We start from the raw sequence: 25544 nt of genomic DNA on the forward strand, positions 1-25544 counted from the left end.
CATCCCAGGGGTGGCCGCCCGTTCTGAAATCAACCGTGCGCGGCGGCCCGAAGGCCCCCGCGTGGGGATCACAGCGTGCGCAGGTTACCGGCGGCCGACTTGCCCTTGCGGGGGTCGTGCTGCAGGTCGAAGCTGACCTTCTGGCCTTCGTTCAGCGAGCGCAGGCCCGCCTGTTCGACGGCGCTGATGTGCACGAACACGTCGGCGGTGCCATCCTCCGGCTGGATGAAGCCGTAACCCTTGGTGCTGTTGAACCACTTAACGGTGCCGATAGACATGGTGTCTCCTTAGACGGGTAGTTCCCGGTCCAATGTCGCCCGGCCGCGGGTATGCGGCGGCGGGCATCAAATCATGACGGGAGCGAACCGGTGGACCGGGCAGGGCTCCGCGACAAATTCGATGCCATAGTCATGGAATCCAACTCGCCCGAGGACAAGCAAGAAAATCTGAACAATACTTAAAGTGATTGGCGAGCTGTACTGATGGATGAGGGAAACCAGGGTCCGTATATGACCTTTGGCCTTTCGGATGAGGGGGGTAGGCCGTCATTCACCCGGTGGATGATTGGCGGTTATTAAGATGCCATTCGCACCGGGATGCCGAAGACGCGCAGGGCCTCGCGCAGCTCGGGCAGGGCCCGCTCCACCACGGCCTTGCCCTCGGCGATGGCCTCCTCCGCCCGGTCGAATTCCAGCAGGCCGATGTGGCCCAGGCGGGGCTTCAGGTGGATATCCGGCGGCTCGCCCGCCAGGCGGGACCGGGTGATGCGGTCCAGCGCGATGCCCAGCGAGGTCGCCATGACGCCGAACATGCTGGGCCCCTCGTACTTGGGCGGCTGCGGCCGGGCGCGGCGGGATTGCAGGAAGGCGGACAGGAACTCGAAATTATGCTTCTGCGGCACCTCGCCCCCCAGGTCGGCCGGCGCCTCCATGTCCTCGGTCGCGGGGGCGGCGTCGGGCGGGGCGGCGGCGCCCGCCTCGCCGTCATGGCGGCCCCGGGTGCGGCCGATGATGTCGGCGTTCAGGTCGACGGCCACCACCATGGCGGCGCCCATGGCGCGGCAGGCGGCCACGGGCACGGGGTCGACCAGGGCGCCGTCCACCAGCCAGCGACCGTCGACATGGGATGGCGGGAAGATGCCCGGCATGGCGTAGGAGGCGCGCATGGCCTCCACCACCGAGCCGCGGCGCAGCCACACCTCCTTGCCGGTGGCCAGGTCCGTGGCCACGGTGATGAAGGGGCTGGCCAGATCGTCGAAGGTCGCGTCGCCCAGGTGCTGGTTCAGCTCGGCCAGCAGCTTCTCCCCCCGATCAGGCCGCCGCCGCTGCGCAGGCGCAGGTCCAGCAGGCCCAGGATGCGCATCTTGGTCAGGTTGCGCGCCCAGTGCTCCAGCGTCTCCAGATGGTTGCCGAGGTAGACGCCGCCGACCAGCGCGCCGATGGAACAGCCCGCCACCACGTCGGGGTGGATGCCGTGCTGGGCCAGGGCCTGCAGCACGCCGATGTGCGCCCACCCCCGGGCGACGCCACCGCCCAGCGCCAGGCCTAGGGTGGGGCGGGGGGGGTGGCGCTCGGGATGGCGGTCGGGCATGGCGGTCTTCTCTCTGTCGGCGGGGGACGACACTGAACTAGGGGGCGGGGCCGGGCCGCCCAGCGTACCGGCTTCTGTTAGCCGGTGAAAGTGGCACGGGGTGGGCCGAAATGAGAGACGAAATGGGCCGGGCTGGCGCCCCGGCGACGGTCTGCTATGGTGGCGGCCCCCACCCACCGCCCGGATGACCAGGCCCATGACCAGCGCGCCCCGGCTTCTGTTCCCCGTTCCCCAGCCCACCGTGCCCGTGGCTGGGCTGGCAGGGGGGATGGCGCCGTCTTCCCCGTGCACCGCATCTATTGCATCGGGCGCAACTATGCGGCGCACGCCCGCGAAATGGGCTCCGACCCCACGCGGGAGCCGCCGTTCTTCTTCCAGAAGCCGGCCGACGCCGTGCAGGTGGTGATGCCGGGCACGGTGGCCGACCATCCCTATCCCACGCTGACCAGCAACTATCATTATGAGGTGGAGCTGGTGGCCGCCATCGGCGTGGGCGGCCGGGACATCCCGGTCGACCAGGCGCTCACCCACGTCTTCGGCTACGCCGTGGGCCTGGACATGACCCGGCGCGACCTGCAGCGCGCCATGGGCGACATCAAGAAACCGTGGGAGATCGGCAAGGCCTTCGACCGCAGCGCCCCCATCGGCCCACTGCACCCCGTGTCGCGGGTGGGGCACCTGGCCGCCGGTGCCATCACCCTGGCGGTGGACGGCGAGGTCAAGCAATCCTCCACCCTGGACCAGATGACCTGGAAGGTGGCGGAGCAGATCGCCAACCTGTCCCAGGCCTTCGCCCTGCTGCCCGGCGACCTGATCTTCACCGGCACGCCGGAGAACGTGGGCCCGGTGGTGCCGGGCGACCTCATCACCGCCCACGTCGACGGCCTGCCCGACCTGTCACTGCGCATCACCGACCGGGTGTAAGGGCGGGGCGCCGGGCAGGGGCGCCGCGCGGTGTCGCGCCGGCCGGTTCTGGCTGGCGGGGGCGGCTTCGTGCTAAGCATGGCCCCGTCTTTTTCCGCGCCGGGCGCCTTGCCCGCAGTCCGAGGTTCCCCGGTCCCTTGTCCAAGAAGCCTAAGCCCCAGCCGCGCCACACCGCCACCCTGCCGCTCGTGAGGCGCCTGGCCGGCAACTACCTGCGGCCCTATATCGGCATGGTGCTGCTGGCCAGCGTCCTCATCGCCATCAACGCCGGCAGCTCCGCCGTGCTGGCGCAGAAGCTGGTGCCCCTGATCGATGAGGTGCTGAGCGGCAAGAATCCCGGCTATCTGCGCACCTTCGCGGTCATCGTCTTCGCCACCTTCGTGGTGCGCGGCTTCTCGGGATATTTCTCGGCCGTGCTGATGAACAACGTGGGCCAACGGCTGGTGGCGGCGCTGCAGAAGCAGCTCTACAACCACCTGATCAAGGCCGACCTCGCCTATTTGCACTCCCTGCCGTCGGGCCAACTGGTCTCCAGCCTGGTGAACGACGTGAACCAGGTGCGCCAGGGCACGGCGGAGGTGCTGACCAACTACGGCCAGAGCGTGCTGACGCTCATTTTCCTGGTGGGGGTGATGTTCCAGCAGGACTGGCTGCTGGCCACCATCTCGCTGACCGTGGTGCCCTTCACCACCGTGATGCTCAGCCGCATGACCGGGCGGCTGCGGCGGGTGGCGGGGCGCACGCAGGCGGCGCTGGGCACCTTCGCCAGCATCCTGACCCAGACCTTCCAGGGTGCCCGCCATGTGAAGGCCTATGGCATGGAAGAGTATGAGATGCGGCGCGTGGCCGGCATCGCCGACGATCTGCGCAAGCTGACCAACAAGTCCTTCCGCGTCTCCTCCTCCCTCATCCCCATCAATGAGGTGCTGAGCGGCGTCATCTTCGTCGGCGTCATCATCTATGGCGGGCTGGAGGCGGCGGCCGGGCACAGCACCGCCGGCACGCTGACCAGCTTCACCGGCGCCTTCCTGCTGGCGTTCGAGCCGCTGAAGCGCCTGTCCAAGCTGCAGACCCAGCTGCAGGTCAGCCTGGCCTCGGCGGAGCGGGTGTTCGAACTGCTGGACACGCCGCCGCGCATCGTCGACCGGCCGGGCGCCGCCGACTTGGCGGTCGCCTCCCACGCCATCAAGTTCGACGGCGTGCGCTTCGCCTACCAGGACGGCACGGTGGCGCTGGACGGCGTGTCGCTGGAGGTGCCGGCGGGCAAGACCGTGGCCCTGGTGGGGTCCAGCGGGTCGGGCAAGACCACCATCCTGAACCTCATCCCCCGTTTCTACGACGTGACCGGCGGCGCCGTCACCCTGGGCGGCCAGGACATCCGCGACGTGACGCTGGCCTCGCTGCGCAGCGCCATCGGCCTGGTCAGCCAGGAGACGGGGCTGTTCGACGACACCGTGCGCGGCAACATCGCCTACGGCCGCGTCGGCGCCACGCAGGAGGAGATCGAGGCGGCGGCCAAGGCGGCGGCGGCGCACGACTTCATCCTGGGCCTGCCGCAGGGCTACGACACCCGGGTGGGCGAGAACGGCGTGAAGCTGTCCGGCGGCCAGCGCCAGCGCATCGCCATCGCCCGCGCCATGCTGAAGAACGCCCCCGTGCTGCTGCTGGACGAGGCGACCTCCGCCCTGGACAGCGAGTCCGAGCGCCTGGTGCAGGACGCCCTGCGCCGCTTGCAGCAGGGCCGCACCACCCTGGTCATCGCCCACCGCCTGTCCACCATCGTCGACGCCGACCGCATCTATGTCATCGATGGCGGCCGGGTGGTGGAATCCGGCACGCACGACGAATTGCTGGCCCTGGACGGCGCCTACGCCCGCTTCCACGCCCTGCAGGCCGGCGGCGGCCACGGGGCGGTGGCGGAACTGGATGTGTCGACCGTGACGGCGGCCGGCGCCCTCTCGGCGGCCGGCTGAGCGATGCGGGGGCCGGCATGATCCTTTTGCTGGCCGTCGTCCTGGTGCTCTGCTTCGCGGCGGCGGTCGGCGCCTTGGCGCGCGGCGGTGGGGCCGCCCTATTCACCACGCCCCGCCGGGCCGACCCCGGCGCCCCGCCGGACGGCGTGCCCCTGCGCGCCGTGGCCTATAAGGCCGCCGATGGTATTTTGCTGGAAGGCTGGGCAGCGGAACCGGCCAGCACGCTGCGCCCCACCGTGCTGATGCTGGCGGGCCCCGGGCAGGGCAAGGCCGACCTGCTCGCCCCCGCCATTGCCCTGGTCCAAGCGGGCTATGGCGTCTTCCTGGCGGCCCGCCGCCCGGCGTCCCTGATCCCCAAGGGTGGTTTGGGGGAGGTGGGCCTGCTGGCTGATGCCCGCGCCGCCCTGGACCAGCTGACGGCCCACGGCGTCTCCGGCTCCCGCCTGGTCATCCTGGGTGTGTCGGCGGCGGCGGCCCTGGCCGTGCACATGGCCTGGGAACGGCGGCCGGCGGCGGTGGTGCTGGCCGCACCGCCCACCGCCGGCGCCGATCTGCTGGCAGCCCGCTGGCGCCTGCCCCTGTTGTCCAGCCTGGCGGCCCATCCGCTGAAGGTGGTGGAGCGGCTGCGGGCGGCGGCCCCCGCCTGCCCGCTGCTGGTGCTGCACGGCCTGGCGGACCGGACGGTGCCGCCGGCCATGGGCCAGGCGGTGTTCAAGGCGGCGCCGGAGCCCAAGCACGCCGCCTGGATCAAGGGGGCGGGCCACGCCGACCTGTGGGACAAGGGCGGCACCGACGCGCTGCTGGACTTCTTGGCCGGCCGCCGGGGCCCGGCGCCGACCCTGGATCAGGAGGCGCCGTGGCGGGCGCCGGGCTTGCCCGCCGTCAGGCCCTAGTCGACATACCGCCGCAGCCGGAAGGCGGGGGAGCCATCGGCGTAGTAGTCCTCCTCCACCGAGGTCTGGTGGAAGCCCAGGCGCTCGTACAGCGCGCGGGCGGCCTCGTTCTCCGGATGCACCTCCAGCGACAGCCACTGGTGGCCGGTGGCGCGGACCCGGTCCAGGGCGGCCCGCATCATGGCCTTGGCCAAGCCCCGGCCGCGCTGGTCGGGATGGGTCGCCAGGGAATAGAGGCGCAGGCCCCGGGTGCCCTGGCGGGACAGCAGCACGGCGCTGGCCGCCAGCGTGCCGTCGGCACCATCGATCACAAGGATGTGGGCGGACGGCCGCTCCAGCAGGCGGCGGAAGCTGCGTCGTCCCATGCGGTTGAACGCGAAGCAGATCCTTTCCAGCGCCAGCAACGCCTCCAGGTCGGCCGGGGTGGCGGGGCGGGGGGCGGGCGCGCTGGCGGGGGCAGGGGCGGGGGCAGGGGCGGGGGCAGGAGCGGGGGATGTCATGATGCGGCTGAGGGTAAGGGCGCGCGCGCGCGGCCGCCAAATCAAAAACCCTTTATCTTCCCGCCCCGGCATTGGCATGGAGATTTAATGCGCGCCGCCCGGACACTGGGGGCACCACGGCGGCCTTGGGTGCCGTGGGGCCTTCCAGAGGATTGCACCATGGCACGCATCATCGTCATCGAACGCGGCCCCGGCGGCCTGTGGGCCGCCCATGACAGCGCCGGCCTCATCGGCGGCGTCTTCACCGAGCGCCGCGCCGCCGTGACCTTCGCCACCTTCCAGCCCGACCATCCCACCGTGCTGCTGCGGGCCGGCGCGGGCGGGCCGGGCGCGGACGGCAGGGGCCGCGCGCTCGCCGCGCCCCTTCCCAGTACCCGCTTTTGAGGGGAGGGCCTCCATGCCGGACTTTGCCACAGCCGCCCATTCCCCTCTGGCCCCCGTGCGCCCCCTGGCGCGGGCCGCATCCGATCTGATCGTGGTGGTGGAGCGGCGGGGCGACTTCCGCTGGCCCGACGCCGAGGGCCGGGTCATGACCGCCGGCGCCTATGTCGCCGCCCAGCCGGGCCGCCCGCGCCGCGTCATCAACCTGTGCCGCCACGCCGACTATCTCTCCGCCGGCTACTACGCCTCGCTGTTGGCGGAGGCGCGCGGCGACCGGGTGACGCCGGCGCTGCGCACGCTGGCCGACCTGGTGGGGGCGGGAACGGGCCAGACCGACCTGGCCGACAGCCTTGCGGACCTGAACCCCCGCCTGGTCCATCTGCCACCCCCGCCGGCGGGGGTCTCCCGGCACACCGCCAACATCTATTTCGGCCGCACGCCCGATACCGGGCTCACCGATGTCGCCGCCCGCCTGTTCCAGCGCCTGGACTGTCCGCTGATGCGCCTGACCCTGGCGTATGGTGAGGGCGGGTGGCGCATCGCCGGCCTGGCCCCCCTGGGCACCGACGCCGTGCCCCGCATGCACGACGTCTTCTTCCTGAACGCGCTGGAGGCGCACGCCCGCCGGCGCTGGCAGCGGCCCCGGGGGCCGGCGGCGGCGTCCTTCACCCTGGCGGTGCTGCACGACCCGGCCGACCCCCTTCCGCCCAGCACGGCCGGCACGCTGGCCCACCTGGCGCGGGTGGGCGACGATTTGGGCGTGCGGGTGGAGGTCATCGGCCGGCGCGACTACCGCCACCTGGCGCGGTTCGACGGCCTGTTCATCCGCGAGACGACGGCGGTGCCCCACCACACCTTCCGCTTCGCCCGCAAGGCAGAGGCGCTGGGCATCCCCGTGGTGGACGACACCACCAGCATCCTGCGGTGCACCAACAAGGTCTACCTGGCGGAAATGCTGGCGGGTCATGGCGTGGCCACCCCGCGCACCCGCCTGGTGACGCGCGCCACCCTGGCGGACGTGGCGGCCGCGCTGACTTTCCCCGCCGTGCTCAAGGTGCCGGACGGCGCCTTCAGCCGGGGGGTGGAGCGGGTGATGGACATCGACGCCTTCCACCGCGTGGCGGCGGCCCTGCTGGCGCGGTCGCAGATCATCCTGGCGCAGGACTACCTGCCCACCGCCTTCGACTGGCGGGTAGGCGTGCTGGGGGGCGAGGTGCTGTTCGTGGCGCAATATTACATGTGCCCCCGGCATTGGCAGATCGTGCGCCACGCCGCCGACGGCAGCCATGACGAGGGCGCCACCCGCGCGGTGGCCGTGGCCGACACCCCGCCCGCCGTCCTGGCCGCGGCGTTGGCCGCCGCCCGCCTGATGGGCAATGGCCTCTACGGCGTGGATCTGAAGCAACTGCCCTCGGGCGAGGTCGTGGTGATCGAGGTGAACGACAATCCCAACCTGGATGTGGGGGCGGAGGATCGCGCCGCCGGCCCCCTGCTGTGGCGCCGCGTCATCGGCCACTTCCTGACGGCCGCCGGCCGCGCGCCCATGCCCGGCAGCACCGCCGTCTTCGCCATTGACCTGCCCACCGCCGAACGCGCGGCCCTGGCCCGCGCCGCTGCCGTGCGGGCGGCGGTGGCGTGAGGCTCGGGAGCGCCCAGTTCCATCATGTGAAAAAGCCGCGCCCGAAAGCGATTCCGGGCGCGGCGCTTTTTTATTCGGCGCCGATCTGTTCGCGCAAAGGGTAGGGACGGACCAGGATGTCGGCCGAGATGCCGAGGTGCTCGCTCAATGTCCGGATCATGGGCAGGGTCAGCGGGCGCACGCGGTTCAGCACCTCCGCCACCCGGCCGCTGCCTCCGATCAGACCTTTCAGGGCGGCCCTTCCCGATCCCATCTGGTCCAGGCGGAACAGGATGGCCTCGATGGGATCCGGCGGCGTCATGGGGCTGGTCGCCCGTTCATAAGCCTCCGCCAGGGTGATCAGCACGTCCAGCCGGTCGCCTTCCGGGGTGCCCGGCTGGGCGTTCCACAGCGTCTCGATTTCCATGTGGGCGGCCGCAAGGTCGTCGTCGGTGCGGATGGGCTTGATATCCATGGTCAAATGGTCTCCACGTCGATGGCGTCATATTCAGCGTGGCTGCCGACGAAGCGTATGTAGACGGTCTTGAAGTCGTAGTTCACCCAAACGACAAGGCGGTACTTGTTGCCGCCGATGTTGAAGATGACGCGCTGGCCGACAAAGCTGGCGGTGGCGTAACGGGCCTTGATGTCCGCCGGACCGGTCCATTGGGCTTTGGCCGTTTCAGCGTACCAGGTTTCCAAAGGCCCGCGGCTGTCTTCCCGTCCACGTTTGGCCCAGTGGGCCTGCAGGGTTTTGTGGGCGATGATCCGCATGGCCAAAGGATAGCTTGCTCCCACCACGGGAGCAAACGAAAACTCCCATGGCGGGAGCGGCCGTGGCGGTGACGCCCATCGTATGCTTTTTTGGTTGGAAGCGTGCGGGGGTGCGGGTATTCAAGGCGCTTGGTTTAACCGGCCCGTGGTGGGTGTTTCCGCCGGGGCCGCCTGTTCCCTGCGGCGGACGTTCCCACATGAGGGGGCCCCGCGCCAGGTTCCAAGGACGTCGTACCCAATGCTGCGCTTTTCACCGCTCAAGTCCGCGTTGATCGCCCTGGTCTGTTTCCTGGGCGTGGTCTTCTCCCTGCCCAGCCTGATATCCAAGGATTACCTGCCCGGCTGGATGGCCGACCGGCACGTCAACCTGGGCCTGGACCTGAAGGGCGGCTCCTACCTGCTGCTGCAGGTGGATAGCGACGCGGTGGCGAAGGAACGGGTGGAAAGCCTGATCGATGAGGCGCGCACCGCGCTTCGCGCCGCCAAGATCCAGACCAGCGGCGTCACCCCCGCCGGCCGGTCCGTGACCATCACCGTGGCCGATGGGGGCGACGTGGACGCGGCGCGAAAGGCGCTGGGGCCCATCGCCACCGCCACCACCGGCGGCGGCGTGCCCGAGGTGGACCTGCGCACCGACGGCCAGGCCATCGTGCTGACCCTGACCGACGCCGGCTTCAAGGACCGCATCGACAAGGCGATGGCGCAGTCCCAGGAAATCGTCCGCCGCCGCATCGACGAGACGGGCGTGAACGAGCCGGTGGTGGCCCGCCAGGGCGGCGACCGCATCCTGGTGCAGCTGCCCGGCGTGGAAGATCCCGGCCGCATCAAGCGCCTGATCGGCCAGACCGCCAAGATGACCTTCCGCCTGGTGGTGACGGACGAGGCCCCCCGCGCCGACGGCGCCGCCCCTCCCGGCACCCAGGTCCTGACCGTCGCCGACGGCCGGGGCGAGCGCAAGATCCTGGTGCGCAAGAAGGTGGAGGTCGACGGCGCCAACCTGACCGACGCCAGCCCCACCACCGACCAGAACGGCCGCTGGGTCGTCGCCTTCCGTTTCGACAGCATCGGCGCCCGCCGCTTCGCCGAGACGACCACGAACAACGTGGGCAAGCCCTTCGCCATCGTGCTGGACGACAAGGTCATCAGCGACCCCGTCATCCAGGAACCCATCACCGGCGGCCGGGGCCAGATCAGCGGCAGCTATACCGCCCAGACGGCCAACGACCTGGCCGTGCTGCTGCGCGCCGGCGCCCTGCCGGTGCCGCTGACCGTGGTGGAAGAACGGACCATCGGGCCGGAGCTGGGCGCGGACAGCATCCATGCCGGCCTGACCGCCGTGGCCGTGGGCTTCGTCCTGGTCGTGGCCTATATGCTGATCAGCTACGGCATCTTCGGCGTGTTCGCCAACATCGCCCTGCTGTGCAACCTGTTCCTGACCCTGGCCCTGCTGGGCATCCTGCAGGCCACGCTGACCCTGCCCGGCATCGCCGGCGCCCTGCTGACCCTGGGCATGGCCGTCGACGCCAACATCCTGATCAACGAACGCATCCGCGAGGAACTGAGGAAGGGCGCCACGCCGCTGGCGGCGCTGGAGGCCGGCTTCTCCAAGGCCTACGCCACCATCACCGACAGCAACCTGACCACGCTGATCAAGATGGCCATCCTGTTTTCGGTCGGCACCGGGACCATCAAGGGCTTCGCCGTCACCATCAGCCTGGGCATCCTGACCTCGATGTTCACGGCCACCGTGGTGGCGCGCGCCATCACCGCCAGCTGGTTCCGCCGTTTCCGGCCCAAGACGCTGACCGTGGGCACCCGCCTGCGCCCGGCGCCCGACCACACGAACTTCCAGTTCATGCGCGGCCGGCACATGGGCATCGGCCTGTCGGTGTTCCTGTCGGTGGCCTCCATCGTGCTGTTCTTCAAGCCCGGCCTGAACTACGGCGTGGATTTCGCCGGCGGCGTGGTCATCGAGATCCGCACCGACGGCCCGGCCGACTTTGCCAAGCTGCGGTCCAAGATGGAAACCCTGCACCTGGGGCCCGTCCAGCTGCAGCAGTTCGGTTCCCCCTCCGACGTGCTGATGCGGCTGGAGCAGCAGGCCGGCGGCGACGCCGCCCAGCAGGGGGCCGTGAAGGCGGTGCAGGAGGAACTGAACAAGGACTTCCCTGGCGCCGTCATCCGCCGCCAGGAAGCCGTGGGCGCGTCGGTCAGCGCCGAGCTGTTCCACGACGGCATGCTGGCCCTGGGTCTGGCGGCCATCGCCATGCTGGGCTACATCACCTTCCGCTTCGAATGGCAGTTCGGCATCGGCGCCGTGGTCACCATGCTGCTGGACGTGACGAAGACCGTGGGCTTCTTCGCCATCACCGGCATGCAGTTCAACCTGACCTCCATCGCCGCCATCCTCACCATCATGGGCTATTCGATCAACGACAAGGTCGTGGTCTATGACCGTGTGCGTGAGAACCTGCGCCTGTACCGCAAGATGCCCCTGCGCGAGCTGATCGACCGCAGCATCAATGAGACGCTGAGCCGGACCATCGGCACCTCGCTGGCCATCTTCCTGGTGACCGTGCCCCTGGCCCTGCTTGCGGGTGAGCAGTTGCGCGAGTTCGCCTGGGTGCTGCTGTTCGGCGTGGTGCTGGCGACCTCGTCGTCCATCTTCATCGCCGCCCCCATCCTGCTGTTCCTGGGTGAGAAGAGCCTGCGCCGGCCCACGCCGGCCGACGGCTCCGCCGCCCCGCCCGCCCCGGCGGAGTAAGGGGCTGCTTGGTACGCCGGTTGTCTCGGGGCGTCGCCCTTGGGCAACCGGCATGCCAAAACAAAAACACAATAAAAACAAATGATTGCAAAATCGCATCAAACAATTTTGCAACAAAACCGGCAATAACGGCCGGGCCCTGGGCAGGAAATGCCGGGGCGAATTTGCCGATTCATTTGCACGGTTGTTCCGCGATGACGGCCAATTCTGTAAAGAATCAATGATTACAGCTCGGTAAAGATTGGTCCCCCGGTTGCGTTGGCGGCCGATGCGCGTGCGCGCACCCTTTGGAGGGGGCCGGGGGAAAGTCCAAGGCGGCCCCATCCAAGGTTTCTTCATCGGGGGAGACCTTTACCCATGAGCTCCATCGCCGCCTCGGGGTCCAGCCAGTCGCAGTACGCGGCCTGGCAGGCCCAATGGGCGTCGCGGACGCAGGCCTCGGCCGGCACCGACGACGCCAGTTCCTCGACCACCGCCACCGCCACGGGATCGTCCGCCGACGATGCCTCCGCCTTGCTGGGCGGCGGCGTCGCCAGCGGCATTTCCGGCAGCCCCTTCAGCCTGCAGATGCTGTCCCTGCTGCAAGGCATCGGCGACAGCGCCGACGGTGGCGGCGCGGGCATCGCCGGCGGCCCGCCGCCGGGGCCACCACCCGGCCCGCCGCCCGGCGATGACGGCACCAGCGCCGGCACCGGCGCCAACGGCATCGACCCGCTGATGAGCCTGATGATGCAGACGGCCTTCGGCACGTCGGGCACCACCGGCACCTCCGGCGGCACGACCTCGACCGACGGCACCACCACCGCGTCCACTGATGGCACCACGACGGACGGCATCTCCAAGCAGGCCTTCGAATCCGCCTTCGGCAGCGGCACGGGCGCCACGGAGCTGGCGGACAAGGTGTTCTCGCAACTGGACACCGACGGCAACGGCACGATCAGCCAGTCCGAGGCGCAGACCGCGCTGAAATCGGCGGGCGGCGGCCACCATGGCGGCGGTCATCACCACCACGGCGGGGGCGGCGGCGGCGTCGGCGCGTCCTCCAGCCAGCCGGCCTCCACCCTGCTCAGCGACACCAGCACGGACGACACCGACCCGACCTCGGCCGCCAGCATCCTGGGCGCCATGGATGAGACCTCGTCCTCCACCGCCACGACGGCCACGGCCAGCACCACGGCCGCCGGCGCCGCCCCGGGCACGGCGACGACCGGCGGCACCACCGCCACGGCCTCGTCCACCAGCGGCGCCGCCGGCACCAGCTTCACCTTCGATGGGGTCACCATCGACAGCAGCACGATGCTCAGCGGTTCGGCCCTGGCCTTCATGGCGCAGCTTCAGGGCCAACTGGCGGCCGCCTGAGCCGGGGACGCCGGCCCCTGAAACAGGGGGGCGTCCAAGACCATGGTCCGGACCTGCAGCGGCGGCATGAAACCATGCCCCGCCGCATGTCCTTGCCGTTCTGTCGCGGGCGCGATCGTCGCGCGATTGCCTGGAACGGCGCTTGCTCCGGGGCGGCGGCGCGCGTCATCGACCGCGCCCTTGGGAACGCGGGGACCGGTTGGGGGAATCGCGCCCGAGGCCTACCCTCACGGGAGCGCACCCCCATGACCTCCTCCATCTCTTCATCGGGTTCGTCCCAGTCGCTTTACAGCGCCTGGCTCGCCCAAATACAGACGGCGTCCACCAGCACATCGGCCGACGCCACATATACCGATGACACTGATACGACGACCAGCGGCACCGCCGCCGCCTCCAGCACGCCCAGCTTTCAGATGGGTGGCTTCCAGATGGATGGCGGCCTGTTAAGCATGCTGCAGGGCATCGGCGGCGACAGCGATGGTGACGGCACTGATGGCACCGCCACCACGGCCTCCTCCTCCAGCAGCGGCGGCTCGGGTGATGCCCTGCTGAACCTACTGCTGCAGACCGCCAGCGGCACGTCCTCCTCCAGCGGTTCCACCAGCACGGACTCCACGTCTTCCGCCAGTTCCTCGTCCAGCACCACCACGTCGTCCGGCAGCGGCATCAGCGAAAGCGATTTCGAATCCGCCTTCGGCAGCGGAACGGGCAGCAAGGAGTTGGCGGACAAGGTCTTCTCCAGCCTCGATACCGATGGCGACGGAACGCTGAGCCAGTCTGAGGCGCAGTCGGCGCTGAAATCGCTATCGGGCGGCCAGGGCGCCGACGGCATGGGCCCGCCGCCGCCGGGTGGGTTCGATATGGGCGACCCATCGTCGTTCAGCGATGGCACGCCCTCGACCTCATCCTCGACGTCGGGCACGTCCTCGACCGCCACCGCCAGCGACTCCGGTACGTCCACCAGCGGTACATCCAGCAGTGGCACCAGCAGCATCACCATCGATGGTGTCACCATCGACACCAGCACGATGCTCAGCGGCTCCGCCCTGGCCTTCATGGCGCAGTTGCAGGGCTCGATGGCGGCATAGGCCCAAAAACAAACGCCGCCCGACGGGTTGCCCCGGGGCGGCGTTTGGCCTTGTCGTCAAACCGGCACGTCAGACCGGCATCAGCCCAGCTTCACCAGCTTGACCTTGCGGTTCTCCATGGCCAGGGCCAGCTTGCCATGCTTCAGCGCCAGGGCCTGGCTGCCGAACAGGTCGAAGCGCCAGCCGGTCATGGCCGGGACCTTGGCGTTGTCATCGGCGGCGATGGCCTCCAGGTCGGCGGCGTTGGCCACCAGGCGGCTGGCCACGTCCTCGTCATCGCACACCAGCTTCAGCAGCACGCGCAGCAGTTCCACCGTGGGCGCGATGCCGGCCGGCAACTCGGCGCGCGGCTCCGTCCGGGGCAGGGCGCTGTCGGGCAGGCCGCGCGCCTTCTCGATGGCCGCCAGGATTTCGGTGCCATAACGACCCGCGGCCATGCTGGGGCCCAGGCCGCGCGTGCGGCCCAGGTCGTCCACCGTGCTGGGGGTGTGGGCGGCGATCTCCATCAGCGTCTCGTCGCGCACCACGCGGTTGCGCGGGATGTCCTTGCGCTGCGCCTCGCGCTCGCGCCAGGCGCACAACTCCTTCAGCACGGCGATGAAGCGCGGCTTGTCGGTGCGGGGCTTAAGCCGGCGCCAGGACTCGTCGGGGTCCTGGCGGTAGGTGTCAGGGCTGGTCAGGATGGCCATCTCATCGGCCAGCCATTCCTCGCGGCCCGTCTTGTCCAGGCGGCGGCGGATCTTCTCGTACGCCGGGCGCAGGTGGGTCACGTCCGACAGGGCGTAGGTCAGCTGCCGGTCGGTCAGCGGCCGGTTGGACCAGTCGGTGAAGCGACTGGACTTGTCGATGCGGGCGTTGGTCAGCTTGGTGATCAGCGTCTCATAGCCCACGCTGTCGCCGAAGCCGCAGACCATGGCCGCGACCTGGGTGTCGAACAGGGGGGTGGGGACGGCGCCGGTCAGGTTGAAGAAAATCTCCAGGTCCTGGCGGGCGGCGTGGAAGACCTTCAGCACGGCGGGGTTGGCCAGCAGCGCGAACAGCGGCGACAGGTCGATGCCGTCGGCCAGCGGGTCGATGGCGGCGGCCTCGTCGGGGCCGGCCACCTGCACCAGGCAGAGCTGCGGGTAGTAGGTCTTCTCCCGCATGAATTCGGTATCGACGGTGACGTACGCGGCGGAGGCCAGGCGGTCACAGAAGGCGGCGAGGTCGGCGGTATTGGTGATCAGCGTCATGGGGCACTTCACATACTATAGCTAAGCGCGCGTGCATAGGGCCCAAGGCCGGGCCGGTATGGAAAACCCGCATGGTCCGGCGGGCGAAGGCGCCCGCCCGTCTTGACAATCCGCCCCCGTCCGGCCCTAGTGTCCGCCGGTCCGTCAGTCCGCGTTTTCGCGGATCGGCGGCGCTATTGCCCAACCCGCACTCGTCAAGGCCCGGCCCCATGCATCCCTATCGTACCCACACCTGCGGCGCCCTGCGTCAGGAAGACGCCGGCCAGACCGTCCGCCTCTCCGGCTGGATCCACCGCAAGCGTGACCACGGCCAACTGCTGTTCGTCGACCTGCGCGACAATTACGGCCTGACCCAGTGCGTGATCGATATCGACAATCCGGGCTTCAAGGTGCTGGAATCCGCCCGCCTGGAATCGGTCATCACCGTGACCGGCCGCGTGGTGGCGCGCACCGCCGACACCATCAACGACAAGCTGCCCACCGGCCACATCGAGGTGAAGGCGGATGAGATCGTGGTGCAGAGTCTGGCCGACCAGCTGCCCCTGCAGGTGAACTCCGACCAGGACGCGGGCGAGGACATCCGCCTGCGCTACCGCTTCCTGGATCTGCGGCGCACCAAGATGCACCGCAACATCCACTTGCGGTCCAACGTCATCGCCTCGGCCCGCCGCCGCATGATCGAGGCCGGCTTCACCGAGTTCCAGACGCCCATCCTGACCTCGTCCTCGCCCGAGGGCGCCCGCGACTTCCTGGTCCCGGCGCGCAACCACCCGGGCAAGTTCTACGCCCTGCCGCAGGCGCCGCAGCAGTTCAAGCAGCTGCTGATGGTGGCGGGCTTCGACCGCTATTTCCAGATCGCCCCCTGCTTCCGTGACGAGGACAGCCGCGCCGACCGCTCGCCCGGCGAGTTCTACCAGCTCGACTTCGAGATGAGCTACGTCACGCAGGACGACGTGTTCGCCGCCATCGAGCCCGTCATCCACGGCATCTTCACCGAGTTCCGCGACTTCACCGGCGTCGCCAAGAGCGTCAGCCCCTATCCGTTCCCGCGCATCCCCTATGCCGAGAGCATGCTGAAGTACGGCAACGACAAGCCGGACCTGCGCAACCCGCTGGTGATCACCGACGTGTCGGCCGTGTTCCGCCGCGATGACGTGGAGTTCAAGGCCTTCCGCGGCGTGCTGGACAAGGGCGGCGTGGTCCGCTGCGTCAAGGCCCCGGCCGTGGGCGACAAGCCCCGCAGCTTCTTCGACAAGCTGAACGACTGGGCCCGTGGCCTGGGCGCGCCCGGCCTGGGCTACATCCTGTTCGAGAACGGCGCCGGCAAGGGCCCCATCGCCAAGTTCGTGCCCGAGGCGGCGCAGGTGGTGCTGCGTGAGCTGACCGGTGCCGTGGACGGCGACGCCGTGTTCTTCGTCTGCGACCTGGAAGGCCCTGCCGCCAAGCTGGCCGGCCAGGCCCGCACCCGCATCGGCGAAGAGTTGGACCTGATCGAGAAGGACGCCTTCCGCTTCTGCTGGATCGTCGACTTCCCGATGTACGAGAAGGATGAGGAGACGGGGAAGATCGACTTCTCCCACAACCCCTTCTCCATGCCGCAGGGCGGCCTGGAGGCCCTGACCGGCATGAACCCGCTGGACATCAAGGCCTTCCAGTACGACATCGTCTGCAACGGCATCGAGCTGTCCTCGGGCGCCATCCGCAACCACAAGCCCGAGATCATGTACAAGGCGTTTGAGATCGCCGGCTATTCCGCCGAGGATCTCGAAACCCGCTTCGGCGGCATGCTCTCGGCCTTCAAGCTGGGCGCCCCGCCGCACGGCGGCTCCGCCCCTGGCATCGACCGCATCGTCATGCTGCTGGCCGATGAACCCAACATCCGCGAGGTCATCGTCTTCCCGCTGAACCAGCGCGCCGAAGACCTGCTGATGCAGGCCCCCAACGCCGTCGACACCGCGCGGCTGAAGGAACTGCACATCAAGCTCGACCTGCCCAAGCCCAAGATCACCACCGAGGCCAAGGAAGGCTGAGGCTCAGGCTCTCAGGGTTGACATGAAGCGGGTGGCGTTCGAAGGGGCGCCGCCCGTTTTGTTTTGGGCTGAAGGCTACCGCCAGTCTTCCAGGCGCAGCCCAGGCGCGCGCGGGAATTCCCGGGTGTTGTGCGTGACCAGGACCAGGGCGCGCGCCAGCGCGTGGCCGGCGACCGGCACGTCATAGGGGCCGATGGGTGTGCAGGCGGCGGCCAGACGCGCCCGGATCAGCCCCGCCCGCCGGCGTGTCACCCCGCGATGGTGGCCGCGTTGCGGAGGCAGGCCTTCCCGTAAAGCTCATACTCATCCGGGAACAGCTTTTCATAAACCGGCCGCCAGTGCGTGAGGTCGCTGTCCCGTTCGGTGGCGTTGCTGTGGGGCGGGGGCAAGGGGGGCTTGCCCAGCGCCGTGGCGAGGGCGTCGAGGGAGGCGGCATAGCGTTCCATGATGCCGACGAACACGAAATGCCGGTCGAAGAGCGTGTCCAGGTCCACCGCGCCGGGCGGCAGCGGCATCTGCCAGATGAAGGAATAGGGGTTGTTGCCCTGGGCCTGCGCCTCGGCCCGACGATGCAGCCAGACATCGAAGGCGGGATCGTCGGTCAGGTCCGGCTCGGGATAGCCGGCGCGCTTGCGCTTGTTCAGATAGAACCACTGCGACAGGAAGCGGTCGAAGGGATCGCGCAGGAAGGTGATGTGCTGCATCACCCCGGGATAGTACTGCCAGGCGCCGATGCCCCGCGCTCCGTTGAAATGGCCGTGGATGCAGGTTCCGCCGCGCAGGTCGTGCCGCGTCGGCGGCTCCGCGCGGTCGCGGTAATGGAACAGCAGGCTGTCCCCCGGGAACCAGGCCGCCAGCACCTCGCGCAGGCTGGAGCCGCCGGTCTTCGGGATGTGCAGGGAGATCAGCGGCGCGGTGGGGTCATAGGGCGGCATGGGCAGGCAGGCGGCATCGGGGTCCAGGGATGGGGGCGAGGGCGAGAGTAACTGAAATCGGCGGCAAGGCCAGGGCGCGCCGCGGCCGCCGGATCGCCCGTGGGGGCCGCCGTCGCGGACGGCGTGCCGCGTTATCCCTCCTTGGGCCCCAGGAATTGCCGCGCGATGCGGAAGCCGAGGCGGTCGGTGTCGGCCAGGTTGGTGTTGCCCAGGATGATGATGGTCAGGTCATCATCCAGGAAACGCAGCAACAGGGTGTTGGCGCCCATGATGCGGCCGGGGCGTTGGGCGTAGCGATGGGGCCGGCCGCGCGCCTGAAGGTCGGAAACCCAGAGGCCGAAGCCGTATTCCTCCAGCACCGGGGTCAGCAGCTGGGCGCGCTGGGCGGGGGCCAGCAGGTCGCCGCCATACAGCGCGCGGGCGAAGGCGGCCAGATCAGGGGCGGTGGAATAGAGGCCGCCGGCGGCGTACCAGTTCTGCATATAGACCGGCATGTCGTGGGCCAGGTCCCGGTCGCCGTCCTTGTAATAGGTCGCGGCCAGGTTGGGCAGGATCAGATCCTGGCGCAGCAGGCCGGTCCGCGCCAGGCCCAGCGGGTCCAGGATGTCCTGGCGCAGCGCCTGTTCATAGGGCTGCCCCGTCACCGCCTCGATGACCTTGCCCAGGATGACGTAGTCGGCGTTGTTGTAGTCGAACGCGCTGCCCGGCGCCGTCACCAGGGGGCCGCTGGCGTAGCGATCCATCAGTTCGGTGCTGTCGTGGGGCAGCTGGTAGGCCGGCATGCCGATGCGCGCGGCGTCGGCGTAGCTGGTCAGGCCCTTGTCGAAGTTCTCGATGCCGGACGTATGGGTCAACAACTGGCGCAGGGTCACTTTGTCCGCCGCCGGTCCCTTGTAGGCCGGCAGATGGGTGCGGATAACGGCATCCAGCGACAGCCGGCCCCGGGCCGCCAGGCGCATCACCAGCGTGGCCGTGAACAGCTTGGTGATGGAGGCGACGCGGTACAGGCCGTCCCGTCGGCAGGGCACCTGGAAGGACCGTTCGGCCAGGCCGTACGCCTCATGCAGCGCCACGGCGCCCTGATGCTCCACCAGCACCGTGCCGCTGAACCCCGTCTCCGCCACCTGGCTGGCGACGTAGGCCGCCAGACCGTCGCCGGCCGGCGCCGCCACAGCGGCCGGTGCCGGCGCATCGGCCCATGCCCTGAGCGGACCGCCCACCATGGCCCCGCCCAGCACCGCGTTGCCCAGGAATCTCCGCCTGTCCATGCCGCCGCCCCGCGTTATGTCCAAAGGATCACGCCTACCACGCGCCGGGCCAAGAGGGAGGGGCCGGCCCCGCCGGCGCGGGGGGAGCCAGTTTGGGCGGGAGGCATTTGGCTTCGACTTTGAACAAGCCGCGGGACGCGCGCCCAGGCTTCCCCGCCCCGGGCTGACGCGCTCAGCACTCTTACCTCAACCCCTCACCACCGATAGCTTACGTTCGCCTTCACGTCCCGCCCCGGGCCGTACCAGCACCAGATGCTGCTGTAGCAGGACGAAATATACCGGCGGTCCAGCAGGTTGGTGGCGTCGATGTTCAGGGTCAGGCCGTCCAGCTGCGGGGCCAGGTGCTTGAAGTCGTAGCTGCCCATGAGGTCGAACAGGGTGGCGCCGGGGATGGGCAGGGCGGCGTCGCCAGCCGCCCCGTTGAAGCTGCGGCCGATGTAGCGCACGCCGCCGCCAAAGCCCAGGCCGGCCAGGGGGCCGTCCTGCAGGGTGTAGTTGGCGTAGGCGTTGGCCGTTGTCTGGGGCACGGCGTAGGGGCGGGAGCCCTCAAGCCCCGCATTGTCCTTGGTCACCTGGTTGTCGATGTAGGTGTAGCTGGCGTGCAGCTGCAGGCCCTGGATGGGGCGGGCGGAGCCCTCCAGCTCCACGCCGCGCGACCGCACCTCGCCCGCCGCGATGGAGGCGGTGGGGAAGCTGGGGTCGGTGGTGGCGACGTTGGTCTCGCGCAGTTCATACAGGCTGGCGGTCAGCAGGGCGTTCCACACCTTGGGCTGGTACTTCACGCCCACCTCGACCTGCTTGCCCTCGGTGGGGGCCAGCACGTTGCCGTTCCGGTCCACCGTGGTCTGCGGCAGGAAGGACGTGGCGTAGGAGACGTAGGGCGCCACGCCGTTGTCGAACAGGTACAAGAGGCCGGCGCGGCCGGTGAACTTGCTCTCGTCCTTCGAGGTGGTGCCGTTGCTGAGATGGTCCAGCTGGCTGATGTCCAGCCAGTCGTTGCGGCCGCTCAGCACCAGGCGGAAGCCGCCGAGGGCGATCTGGTCCTGGGCGTAGACGCCCGTCTGGCTCATGTGCAGGCGCACGTCGAAGCTGGTGGCCGGCAGGGTGAGGGCGGAGCCGTAGACGGGGTTGAAGACGTCGATGTCGGCGACGCTGCCGCCGAAGCCCGAGGCCTCCGTCTGTACGGTGTTCTGGAAGTCCACGCCGAAGATCAGGTTGTGGGTCAGGGCGCCGGTGCGCACCACGCCGGTCACGTTGTTGTCCAGCGTGACGTTGTTCAGCTCCTCCCGCGCCACGGCCAGGGCGCGGGCCAGCTTGGTCTCATTGGCGTCGGTGAAGTAACCGGCGTTGTAGACACTGTTGTACAGCGTCGTCAGGTGCATGTAGCGGGTGTTCTGGTGCACCGCCCAGTCGTCGTCGAATTTGTGGGTGAACAGCGAGGTGACCATGTTTTCGGTGCGGTTGAACCGCTCGAAATCCGGCTCGCCATCATAGAAGTCGCGGGCGATCTGGCCGTTCGGGTTGGGCAGCAGCGAGCCCTGGACCGGCACCGCGCCATAGCCGCCGCTCTTGGGGTCCTGCTGGTGGACGTACAGCACGGTCCAGCTGGTCTTGTCGTCCGGGCGGTAGGTCAGGCTGGGGCTGATGCCGAAGCGCTGGGATTCGGTATGGCTGATCTGGGTGTCGGATCGGTCGTTGACCCCCACCAGGCGATAGCTCAGCACGCCGTTGGCATCCAGGGTGCCGCCGATGTCGGCCGTTTCGCGCACGGTGCCATAGCTGCCGGCGGTCACGCCGACCTCACCGAAGGTGGTCCCCGTGGGCAGCTTGCTGGTCAGGGCGGCGATGCCGCCGGGGTTGGCGTTGCCGTAGAGGACGGAGGCGGGGCCCTTCACCACCTCCACCCGCTCCAGGAAGGCCAGGTCGATCTGCGGGATGGCGTAGCCGTTGAGCGAGCTGATGAGGTGCAGGCCGTCCAGGTACTGGTCGGCGTTGAAGCCGCGCACCGTCATCAAATCATAGCGGCCGGCGGTGTTGCCGCGCGTGTCGGTGGCGACACCGGCGGTGTAGTTCAGGGCGTCGTTCAGGTTCTCCGCCACGCGCAGGTTCAGCTCATCCCGGGTGATCACGCTGACCGACTGCGGCGTCTCCACCAAGGGGGCGGCGGTCTTCAGCGCGCTGGCCGCGTCGGTGGCCGCGCGCTCGCCAATCACCAGCACGTCGCTCAACGGGGCGGCGGCGTCGCCGGCCGCATCACCCGCCATATCGCCCGCTGGGGCGTCGGCCAAGTTGGCCGCCCAGGCAGCACCAGCGGTCAGGGCGACGATGGAGACGGCCGAGGCCAGGGCAAGGGAGCGCCCCAGGGGACGCCCCAAGGGACGCCCGAGGCGACGCAGCGCGCGGGGGTGCACAGAGAGGAACTGCCGAAGGTTGCTCACGGTGAGGGCTCCGAAACTAATAATTATTATCATTTGCTAACGGGATGGTTACGGCGGGCGCGTTGTGAATGCAAGTGACTTTCATTCACGCATGACAGCATCCCGCCGGCCCGGTATCCGGCCCCGCGCATGGGCGGGTGTGATCGACCAGGGTCGTTTTGTTACAACGAATTAACCAAATGCCCCGCCGCAGCGGCGCGGTTTTGGGCTATGTAGAGGGCGGCCCCGTCCGGAAGCGGAGGGCCACCGGTCGCCCAAGAAGAAGGAAGACGGCACCCATGATGCGCTTCACCCGCACGCTCACGGCCCTGGCGCTGACCACGGCCCTTTGCTCCAGCCTGCCGGCCTTCGCGGGCGGTGGTGGGGGTGGCGGCGGTGGGAGAGGTGGCGGGGGAGCCGGTGCGGCGGACACGGCCATCGTGCCGGGGGCGGAGGTGCCGGGAGGCAAGGTGTCGGTGCCGCCGCTGGCCATCACCGAGCGCACGCTGGCCAACGGCCTGAAGGTCATCGCCCTGCCGGACACCACCACCCCCACCGTGTCGGTGCAGGTGTGGTACAGCGTCGGCTCCAAGGACGATCCCAAGGGGCGCAGCGGCTTCGCCCACCTCTTTGAGCACATGATGTTCAAGAGCACGCGCGACATGGCCGCCGAGCAGTTCGACCGCCTGACGGAGGATGTGGGCGGCTACAACAACGCCTCCACCAACGCCGATTACACCGATTACTTCGAGACCGTGCCCGCCAACCACCTGGAGCGCATCCTGTGGGCGGAGGCGCAGCGCATGGGCTCCCTCGTCGTGGATGAGGAGAACTTCAAGTCCGAGCGCGACGTGGTGAAGGAGGAATTGCGGCAGCGGGTGCTGGCCCAGCCCTACGGCAAGCTGTTCTACCTCATGTTCCCGCAGGTCAGCTTCAAGGTGCACCCCTACGGCCGCCCCGGCATCGGCAGCATCGAGGATCTGGACGCCGCCACCCTGCAGGACGTGCAGGCGTTCCACGCCACCTATTACCGGCCGGACAACGCCACCCTGGTGGTGGTGGGCAACTTCAAGCCGGAGGAGCTGAACGCCTGGGTCGACAAGTATTTCGGCCCGCTGACCCACCCGGCCACCCCCATCCCGCGCGTGACCGCGGTGGAGCCGGCGCGGACGGCCCCGCAGACCCTGACGGTGACGGAGGCCAACGCCCCGTTGCCGGCCGTGCTGCTCAGCTATCCCTTCCCCAAGGCGACGGACAAGGACCTGCCGGCCCTGCTGGTGCTGGACAGCATCCTGGGCCATGGCGACAGCAGCCGCCTGAACCAGTCCCTGGTCTATGAGAAGCAGGTGGCCAGCCAGGTCTTCACCTTCCAGGAGGTGAACCAGCAGCCGGGCGCCTACGCCATCGGCGCCATCCTGGCCGGGGGCGCCACGGCCGAGGCGGGGGAGAAGGCCCTGCTGGAGGAACTGGACAAGGTGGCCAAGGACGGCGTGACGGAGGCCGAGCTGGCCGCCGCTCGCAACCAGCTGGTGACCGATGAGCTGGAGGAGCGGGAGACGGCCAACGGCCGCGCCAGCCTGCTGGCCCGCGCCGCCGTCATCTTCGGTGACCCCAAGCGCGCCGACACCCTGCTGGCCGACGTGCAGGCGGTGACGGCCGACGACGTGAAGCGGGTGGCCGCCACCTGGCTGAAGCCCGAGACCAAGATTTCCGTGCGCTACGTCCCGGCGGACGGGCCCGAGAAGGGGACGGACACGGTGGCCACGGCCCCCACCATCGACGCCGCCCCCCTGGTGGTGCCGGCCGACCTGAAGGTGGTGCAGCCGGCGCCGGCGGATCAGCGCCAGGCCCCGCCCACCGCCGGCCCCGCCGTGGACGCCGCCTTGCCGCAGCCGGTGGAAAAGCGCCTGGCCAACGGCCTGCGCGTCATCGTGGCACCCACCCACGGCGTGCCGCTGATCCAGGCCAGCCTGCGCATCGGCGGCGGCGGGGCGGTGGACCCGGCGCGCCTGCCCGGCACGGCGGCCATGACGGCCAGCGTGCTGACCAAGGGCACGGCCAAGCGCTCCGCGCCTGAGATCGCCCGCGATGTCGAGGCGCTGGGCGGCACCCTGAACGCCGCCGCCGGCTGGGACGGGTCGGAACTGTCGCTGCTGGTGAAGGGCGACGTGCTGGCCCCGGCCATGGAGATCTTCGCCGATGTCGCCCGCAACCCGGCTTTCCAGAAGGAAGAGCTGGAGCGGGAGCGGCACCAGGCGCTGGACGGCCTGTCCGTCACCCTGAAGGACCCGGCCGGCCTGGCCAAGCTGGTGGGTCCGCGCGTGCTCTATGCCGACGCCGCCTACGGCCACCCGCTGACCGGCACGCCCAGGTCGCTGGCGGCGCTGAAGCCGGCGGACCTCTCCGCCTATCACCACACCTGGTGGCGCCCCGATAACGCCACACTGGTGCTGGCCGGCCCGCTGACGGCGGAGCAGGGCTTCGGCATCGCGGAAAAGCTGTTCGGCGATTGGGCCAAGCCCGCGGCGGCCCTGCCGGCGCTGCCGTCCTCCCCGGCCCAACCGGCCGGGCGCGCCGTGGTGGTGGACCTGCCCAAGGCCGGCCAGGCGGCGGTGCTGGTCGTGCGGCCGGGCTTGGCGCGGTCGGACAAGGATTATTATCCGGCCAGCGTCGCCAACGCCGTGCTGGGTGTGGGCTATTCCTCGCGCCTGAACGAGGAGATCCGCATCAAGCGGGGCCTGAGCTACGGCGCCGGTTCCGCGCTGGATTTCCGCCGCGTGCCGGGGCCCTTCGTGGCCAGCACCCAGACCAAGAACCCCTCCGCCCCCGAGGTCGCCGGCCTGATCATGGCGGAGATGGGCAAGCTCGGCACCCAGGCGCCGGCGGAGACGGAACTGGCCGGCCGCAAGGCGGTGCTGATCGGCAATTTCGGCCGCACGGTGGAAACCACGCACGGGGTGGCCAGCCTGGTCGGCAGCCTGGCCCTGCAGGGCGTCGACTTGGGCGAAATCGGCCGCTACATCGCCAGCGTCCAGGCCGTGACCCCGGCCCAGGTGCAGGCCGCCGCCGCGCGCACCCTGTCGCCCGCCCAAAGCAGCCTGGTGGTGGTGGGCGACAGCGCCCAGTTCCTGCCCGCCCTGAAGCAGAAGTACCCCAAGGTGCAGGTCATCCCCGCCGCCCAGCTGAACCTGGACAGCGGCAGCCTGAAGGCGGCGCCCAAAAAGGATGAGGGCAAGAAGGACGCCCCGGCGCCGAACGCCAAGAAGCCCTGAGGCGACGGCCATGCATGAGGAGATGCGGCGGCTGACCGCCGCCTTCGCCGGCGACTGGGCGGGCACGGACGCGGTGCTGCCCAGCCCCTTCAACCCCGGCGGCCCTGGCCCAAACAGTGTGGGGGTGGCGCGCATGATCGTGCGCCCCGCGCTGAACGGTCACCACCTGGTGCTGGACTACGTCCTCGACCGGGGGGAGGCCGGCGCCTTCACCGCACACGGCGTCCTGACCTGGGACCCGGACGTGGCGGTGCACCTGCTGTTCTGGTTCGACGACATGGGCTATGTGCCGGCCACGCCGGCCCCCGGCCTGTGGGGACCGGTGGAGGGGGCGGAGGAGGCGGGCGCCGAAGGCTACACCTTCATCCGCACCTCCCCGCGCGGCCGCGCCCGCCACCGCTATTGGTGGCCGGTGCCGGACCACATGGAAACCGCCATCGACCGCTCCACCGACGGCGGCCTGACCTGGACGCCCTTCCTCAAGGGCAGCTACCGGCGGCAGGCATAAGAAACGCAGGGGGCCGTT

General features: G+C 69.6%; 22 protein-coding genes. 11 read left to right on the forward strand and 11 right to left on the reverse strand.

Annotation, left to right across the window (positions count from 1 at the left end; all coding sequences use genetic code 11):
• Positions 1 to 68: 68 nt before the first annotated feature.
• The 3 genes from UAJ10_RS23650 to UAJ10_RS29955 form a co-directional block, all read right to left on the reverse strand.
• Positions 69 to 278: a cold-shock protein gene (locus UAJ10_RS23650; RefSeq protein ID WP_040849967.1), complete on the reverse strand. Its 210-nt coding sequence runs from the start codon at positions 276 to 278 to the stop codon at positions 69 to 71.
• A gap of 296 nt (positions 279 to 574) precedes the next feature.
• The gene (locus UAJ10_RS23655) at positions 575 to 1384 is read right to left on the reverse strand and encodes a patatin-like phospholipase family protein (protein ID WP_416235417.1); all 810 of its coding nucleotides are present in this window, start codon (positions 1382 to 1384) and stop codon (positions 575 to 577) included.
• Complete coding sequence (locus tag UAJ10_RS29955; RefSeq protein ID WP_416235400.1) at positions 1282 to 1590, reverse strand: patatin-like phospholipase family protein; 309 nt, start codon at positions 1588 to 1590, stop codon at positions 1282 to 1284. Before UAJ10_RS29955 ends, UAJ10_RS23655 begins: the two co-directional genes overlap by 103 nt.
• Positions 1591 to 1875: 285 nt before the next feature.
• Here UAJ10_RS29955 and UAJ10_RS23660 point away from each other — a divergent pair, with 285 nt between their 5' ends.
• The 3 genes from UAJ10_RS23660 to UAJ10_RS23670 all read left to right on the forward strand — a co-directional run bounded on the left by UAJ10_RS23660 (position 1876) and on the right by UAJ10_RS23670 (position 5380).
• The gene (locus UAJ10_RS23660; RefSeq protein WP_322917708.1) at positions 1876 to 2514 is read left to right on the forward strand and encodes a fumarylacetoacetate hydrolase family protein; all 639 of its coding nucleotides are present in this window, start codon (positions 1876 to 1878) and stop codon (positions 2512 to 2514) included.
• A gap of 137 nt (positions 2515 to 2651) precedes the next feature.
• Entirely contained in the window at positions 2652 to 4487 is a 1836-nt protein-coding gene (locus UAJ10_RS23665; RefSeq protein ID WP_322917709.1) for an ABC transporter ATP-binding protein, read from the forward strand.
• Positions 4488 to 4504: 17 nt separating this feature from the next.
• Positions 4505 to 5380 carry an alpha/beta hydrolase gene (locus tag UAJ10_RS23670; protein ID WP_322917710.1) on the forward strand — a complete coding sequence of 292 codons (876 nt, stop codon included), beginning with the start codon at positions 4505 to 4507 and terminating at the stop codon, positions 5378 to 5380.
• Here UAJ10_RS23670 and UAJ10_RS23675 read toward each other — a convergent pair.
• A complete protein-coding gene (locus tag UAJ10_RS23675; protein ID WP_322917711.1) occupies positions 5377 to 5880 on the reverse strand; it encodes a GNAT family N-acetyltransferase in 504 nt (167 codons plus the stop codon). The genes UAJ10_RS23670 and UAJ10_RS23675 overlap by 4 nt on opposite strands.
• A 159-nt stretch (positions 5881 to 6039) precedes the next feature.
• Between UAJ10_RS23675 and UAJ10_RS23680 the strand changes: the two genes are divergently transcribed.
• Complete coding sequence (locus UAJ10_RS23680; RefSeq protein WP_322917712.1) at positions 6040 to 6264, forward strand: hypothetical protein; 225 nt, start codon at positions 6040 to 6042, stop codon at positions 6262 to 6264.
• Between the two features lie 13 nt (positions 6265 to 6277).
• Positions 6278 to 7900 (forward strand): RimK family protein, encoded by a 1623-nt coding sequence (locus UAJ10_RS23685; RefSeq protein ID WP_322917713.1) that lies wholly within the window; start codon positions 6278 to 6280, stop codon positions 7898 to 7900.
• A 70-nt stretch (positions 7901 to 7970) separates the two neighbouring features.
• Here UAJ10_RS23685 and UAJ10_RS23690 read toward each other — a convergent pair whose 3' ends face one another.
• Both UAJ10_RS23690 and UAJ10_RS23695 read right to left on the reverse strand, forming a co-directional pair.
• Positions 7971 to 8354, reverse strand: coding sequence for a helix-turn-helix domain-containing protein (locus UAJ10_RS23690; RefSeq protein ID WP_322917714.1), 384 nt, complete (start codon positions 8352 to 8354; stop codon positions 7971 to 7973).
• A gap of 2 nt (positions 8355 to 8356) precedes the next feature.
• Positions 8357 to 8653, reverse strand: coding sequence for a type II toxin-antitoxin system HigB family toxin (locus tag UAJ10_RS23695; RefSeq protein WP_322917715.1), 297 nt, complete (start codon positions 8651 to 8653; stop codon positions 8357 to 8359).
• Between the two features lie 238 nt (positions 8654 to 8891).
• Between UAJ10_RS23695 and secD the strand changes: the two genes are divergently transcribed.
• The 3 genes from secD to UAJ10_RS23710 all read left to right on the forward strand — a co-directional run bounded on the left by secD (position 8892) and on the right by UAJ10_RS23710 (position 13864).
• Entirely contained in the window at positions 8892 to 11417 is a 2526-nt protein-coding gene (gene secD / locus UAJ10_RS23700; RefSeq protein ID WP_322917717.1) for a protein translocase subunit SecD, read from the forward strand.
• 357 nt (positions 11418 to 11774) lie between these two features.
• Positions 11775 to 12776, forward strand: a complete 1002-nt coding sequence (locus tag UAJ10_RS23705) for an EF-hand domain-containing protein (protein WP_322917719.1) — start codon at positions 11775 to 11777, stop codon at positions 12774 to 12776.
• A gap of 245 nt (positions 12777 to 13021) precedes the next feature.
• Complete coding sequence (locus UAJ10_RS23710; protein ID WP_322917720.1) at positions 13022 to 13864, forward strand: EF-hand domain-containing protein; 843 nt, start codon at positions 13022 to 13024, stop codon at positions 13862 to 13864.
• Between the two features lie 80 nt (positions 13865 to 13944).
• Here the strand turns inward: UAJ10_RS23710 and rnd are convergent, their stop codons facing one another.
• The gene (gene rnd / locus UAJ10_RS23715; protein WP_322917721.1) at positions 13945 to 15096 is read right to left on the reverse strand and encodes a ribonuclease D; all 1152 of its coding nucleotides are present in this window, start codon (positions 15094 to 15096) and stop codon (positions 13945 to 13947) included.
• A gap of 209 nt (positions 15097 to 15305) precedes the next feature.
• Here rnd and aspS point away from each other — a divergent pair, with 209 nt between their 5' ends.
• Positions 15306 to 17126, forward strand: a complete 1821-nt coding sequence (aspS, locus tag UAJ10_RS23720) for an aspartate--tRNA ligase (protein ID WP_322917722.1) — start codon at positions 15306 to 15308, stop codon at positions 17124 to 17126.
• Between the two features lie 75 nt (positions 17127 to 17201).
• On the opposite strand, the gene UAJ10_RS23725 is transcribed toward aspS, so the two are convergent.
• The 4 genes from UAJ10_RS23725 to UAJ10_RS23740 all read right to left on the reverse strand — a co-directional run bounded on the left by UAJ10_RS23725 (position 17202) and on the right by UAJ10_RS23740 (position 21767).
• Positions 17202 to 17378 (reverse strand): PIN domain-containing protein, encoded by a 177-nt coding sequence (locus UAJ10_RS23725; RefSeq protein WP_322917723.1) that lies wholly within the window; start codon positions 17376 to 17378, stop codon positions 17202 to 17204.
• Positions 17375 to 18061 carry a sulfotransferase family 2 domain-containing protein gene (locus UAJ10_RS23730; RefSeq protein WP_322917724.1) on the reverse strand — a complete coding sequence of 229 codons (687 nt, stop codon included), beginning with the start codon at positions 18059 to 18061 and terminating at the stop codon, positions 17375 to 17377. The genes UAJ10_RS23725 and UAJ10_RS23730 overlap by 4 nt, the downstream gene beginning before the upstream one ends.
• Before the next feature lie 131 nt (positions 18062 to 18192).
• Positions 18193 to 19329: a serine hydrolase domain-containing protein gene (locus tag UAJ10_RS23735; protein WP_322917725.1), complete on the reverse strand. Its 1137-nt coding sequence runs from the start codon at positions 19327 to 19329 to the stop codon at positions 18193 to 18195.
• 194 nt (positions 19330 to 19523) lie between these two features.
• Entirely contained in the window at positions 19524 to 21767 is a 2244-nt protein-coding gene (locus tag UAJ10_RS23740) for a TonB-dependent siderophore receptor (protein ID WP_322917726.1), read from the reverse strand.
• A gap of 278 nt (positions 21768 to 22045) precedes the next feature.
• On the opposite strand from UAJ10_RS23740, the gene UAJ10_RS23745 reads away from it, so the two are divergent.
• Positions 22046 to 25018, forward strand: a complete 2973-nt coding sequence (locus UAJ10_RS23745; RefSeq protein ID WP_322917727.1) for a M16 family metallopeptidase — start codon at positions 22046 to 22048, stop codon at positions 25016 to 25018.
• 10 nt (positions 25019 to 25028) lie between these two features.
• The gene (locus UAJ10_RS23750) at positions 25029 to 25526 is read left to right on the forward strand and encodes a DUF1579 family protein (RefSeq protein WP_322917728.1); all 498 of its coding nucleotides are present in this window, start codon (positions 25029 to 25031) and stop codon (positions 25524 to 25526) included.
• Positions 25527 to 25544 lie beyond the last annotated feature (18 nt).

The organism is Nitrospirillum guaranorum, from assembly GCF_034653275.1.
GTDB lineage: Bacteria > Pseudomonadota > Alphaproteobacteria > Azospirillales > Azospirillaceae > Nitrospirillum.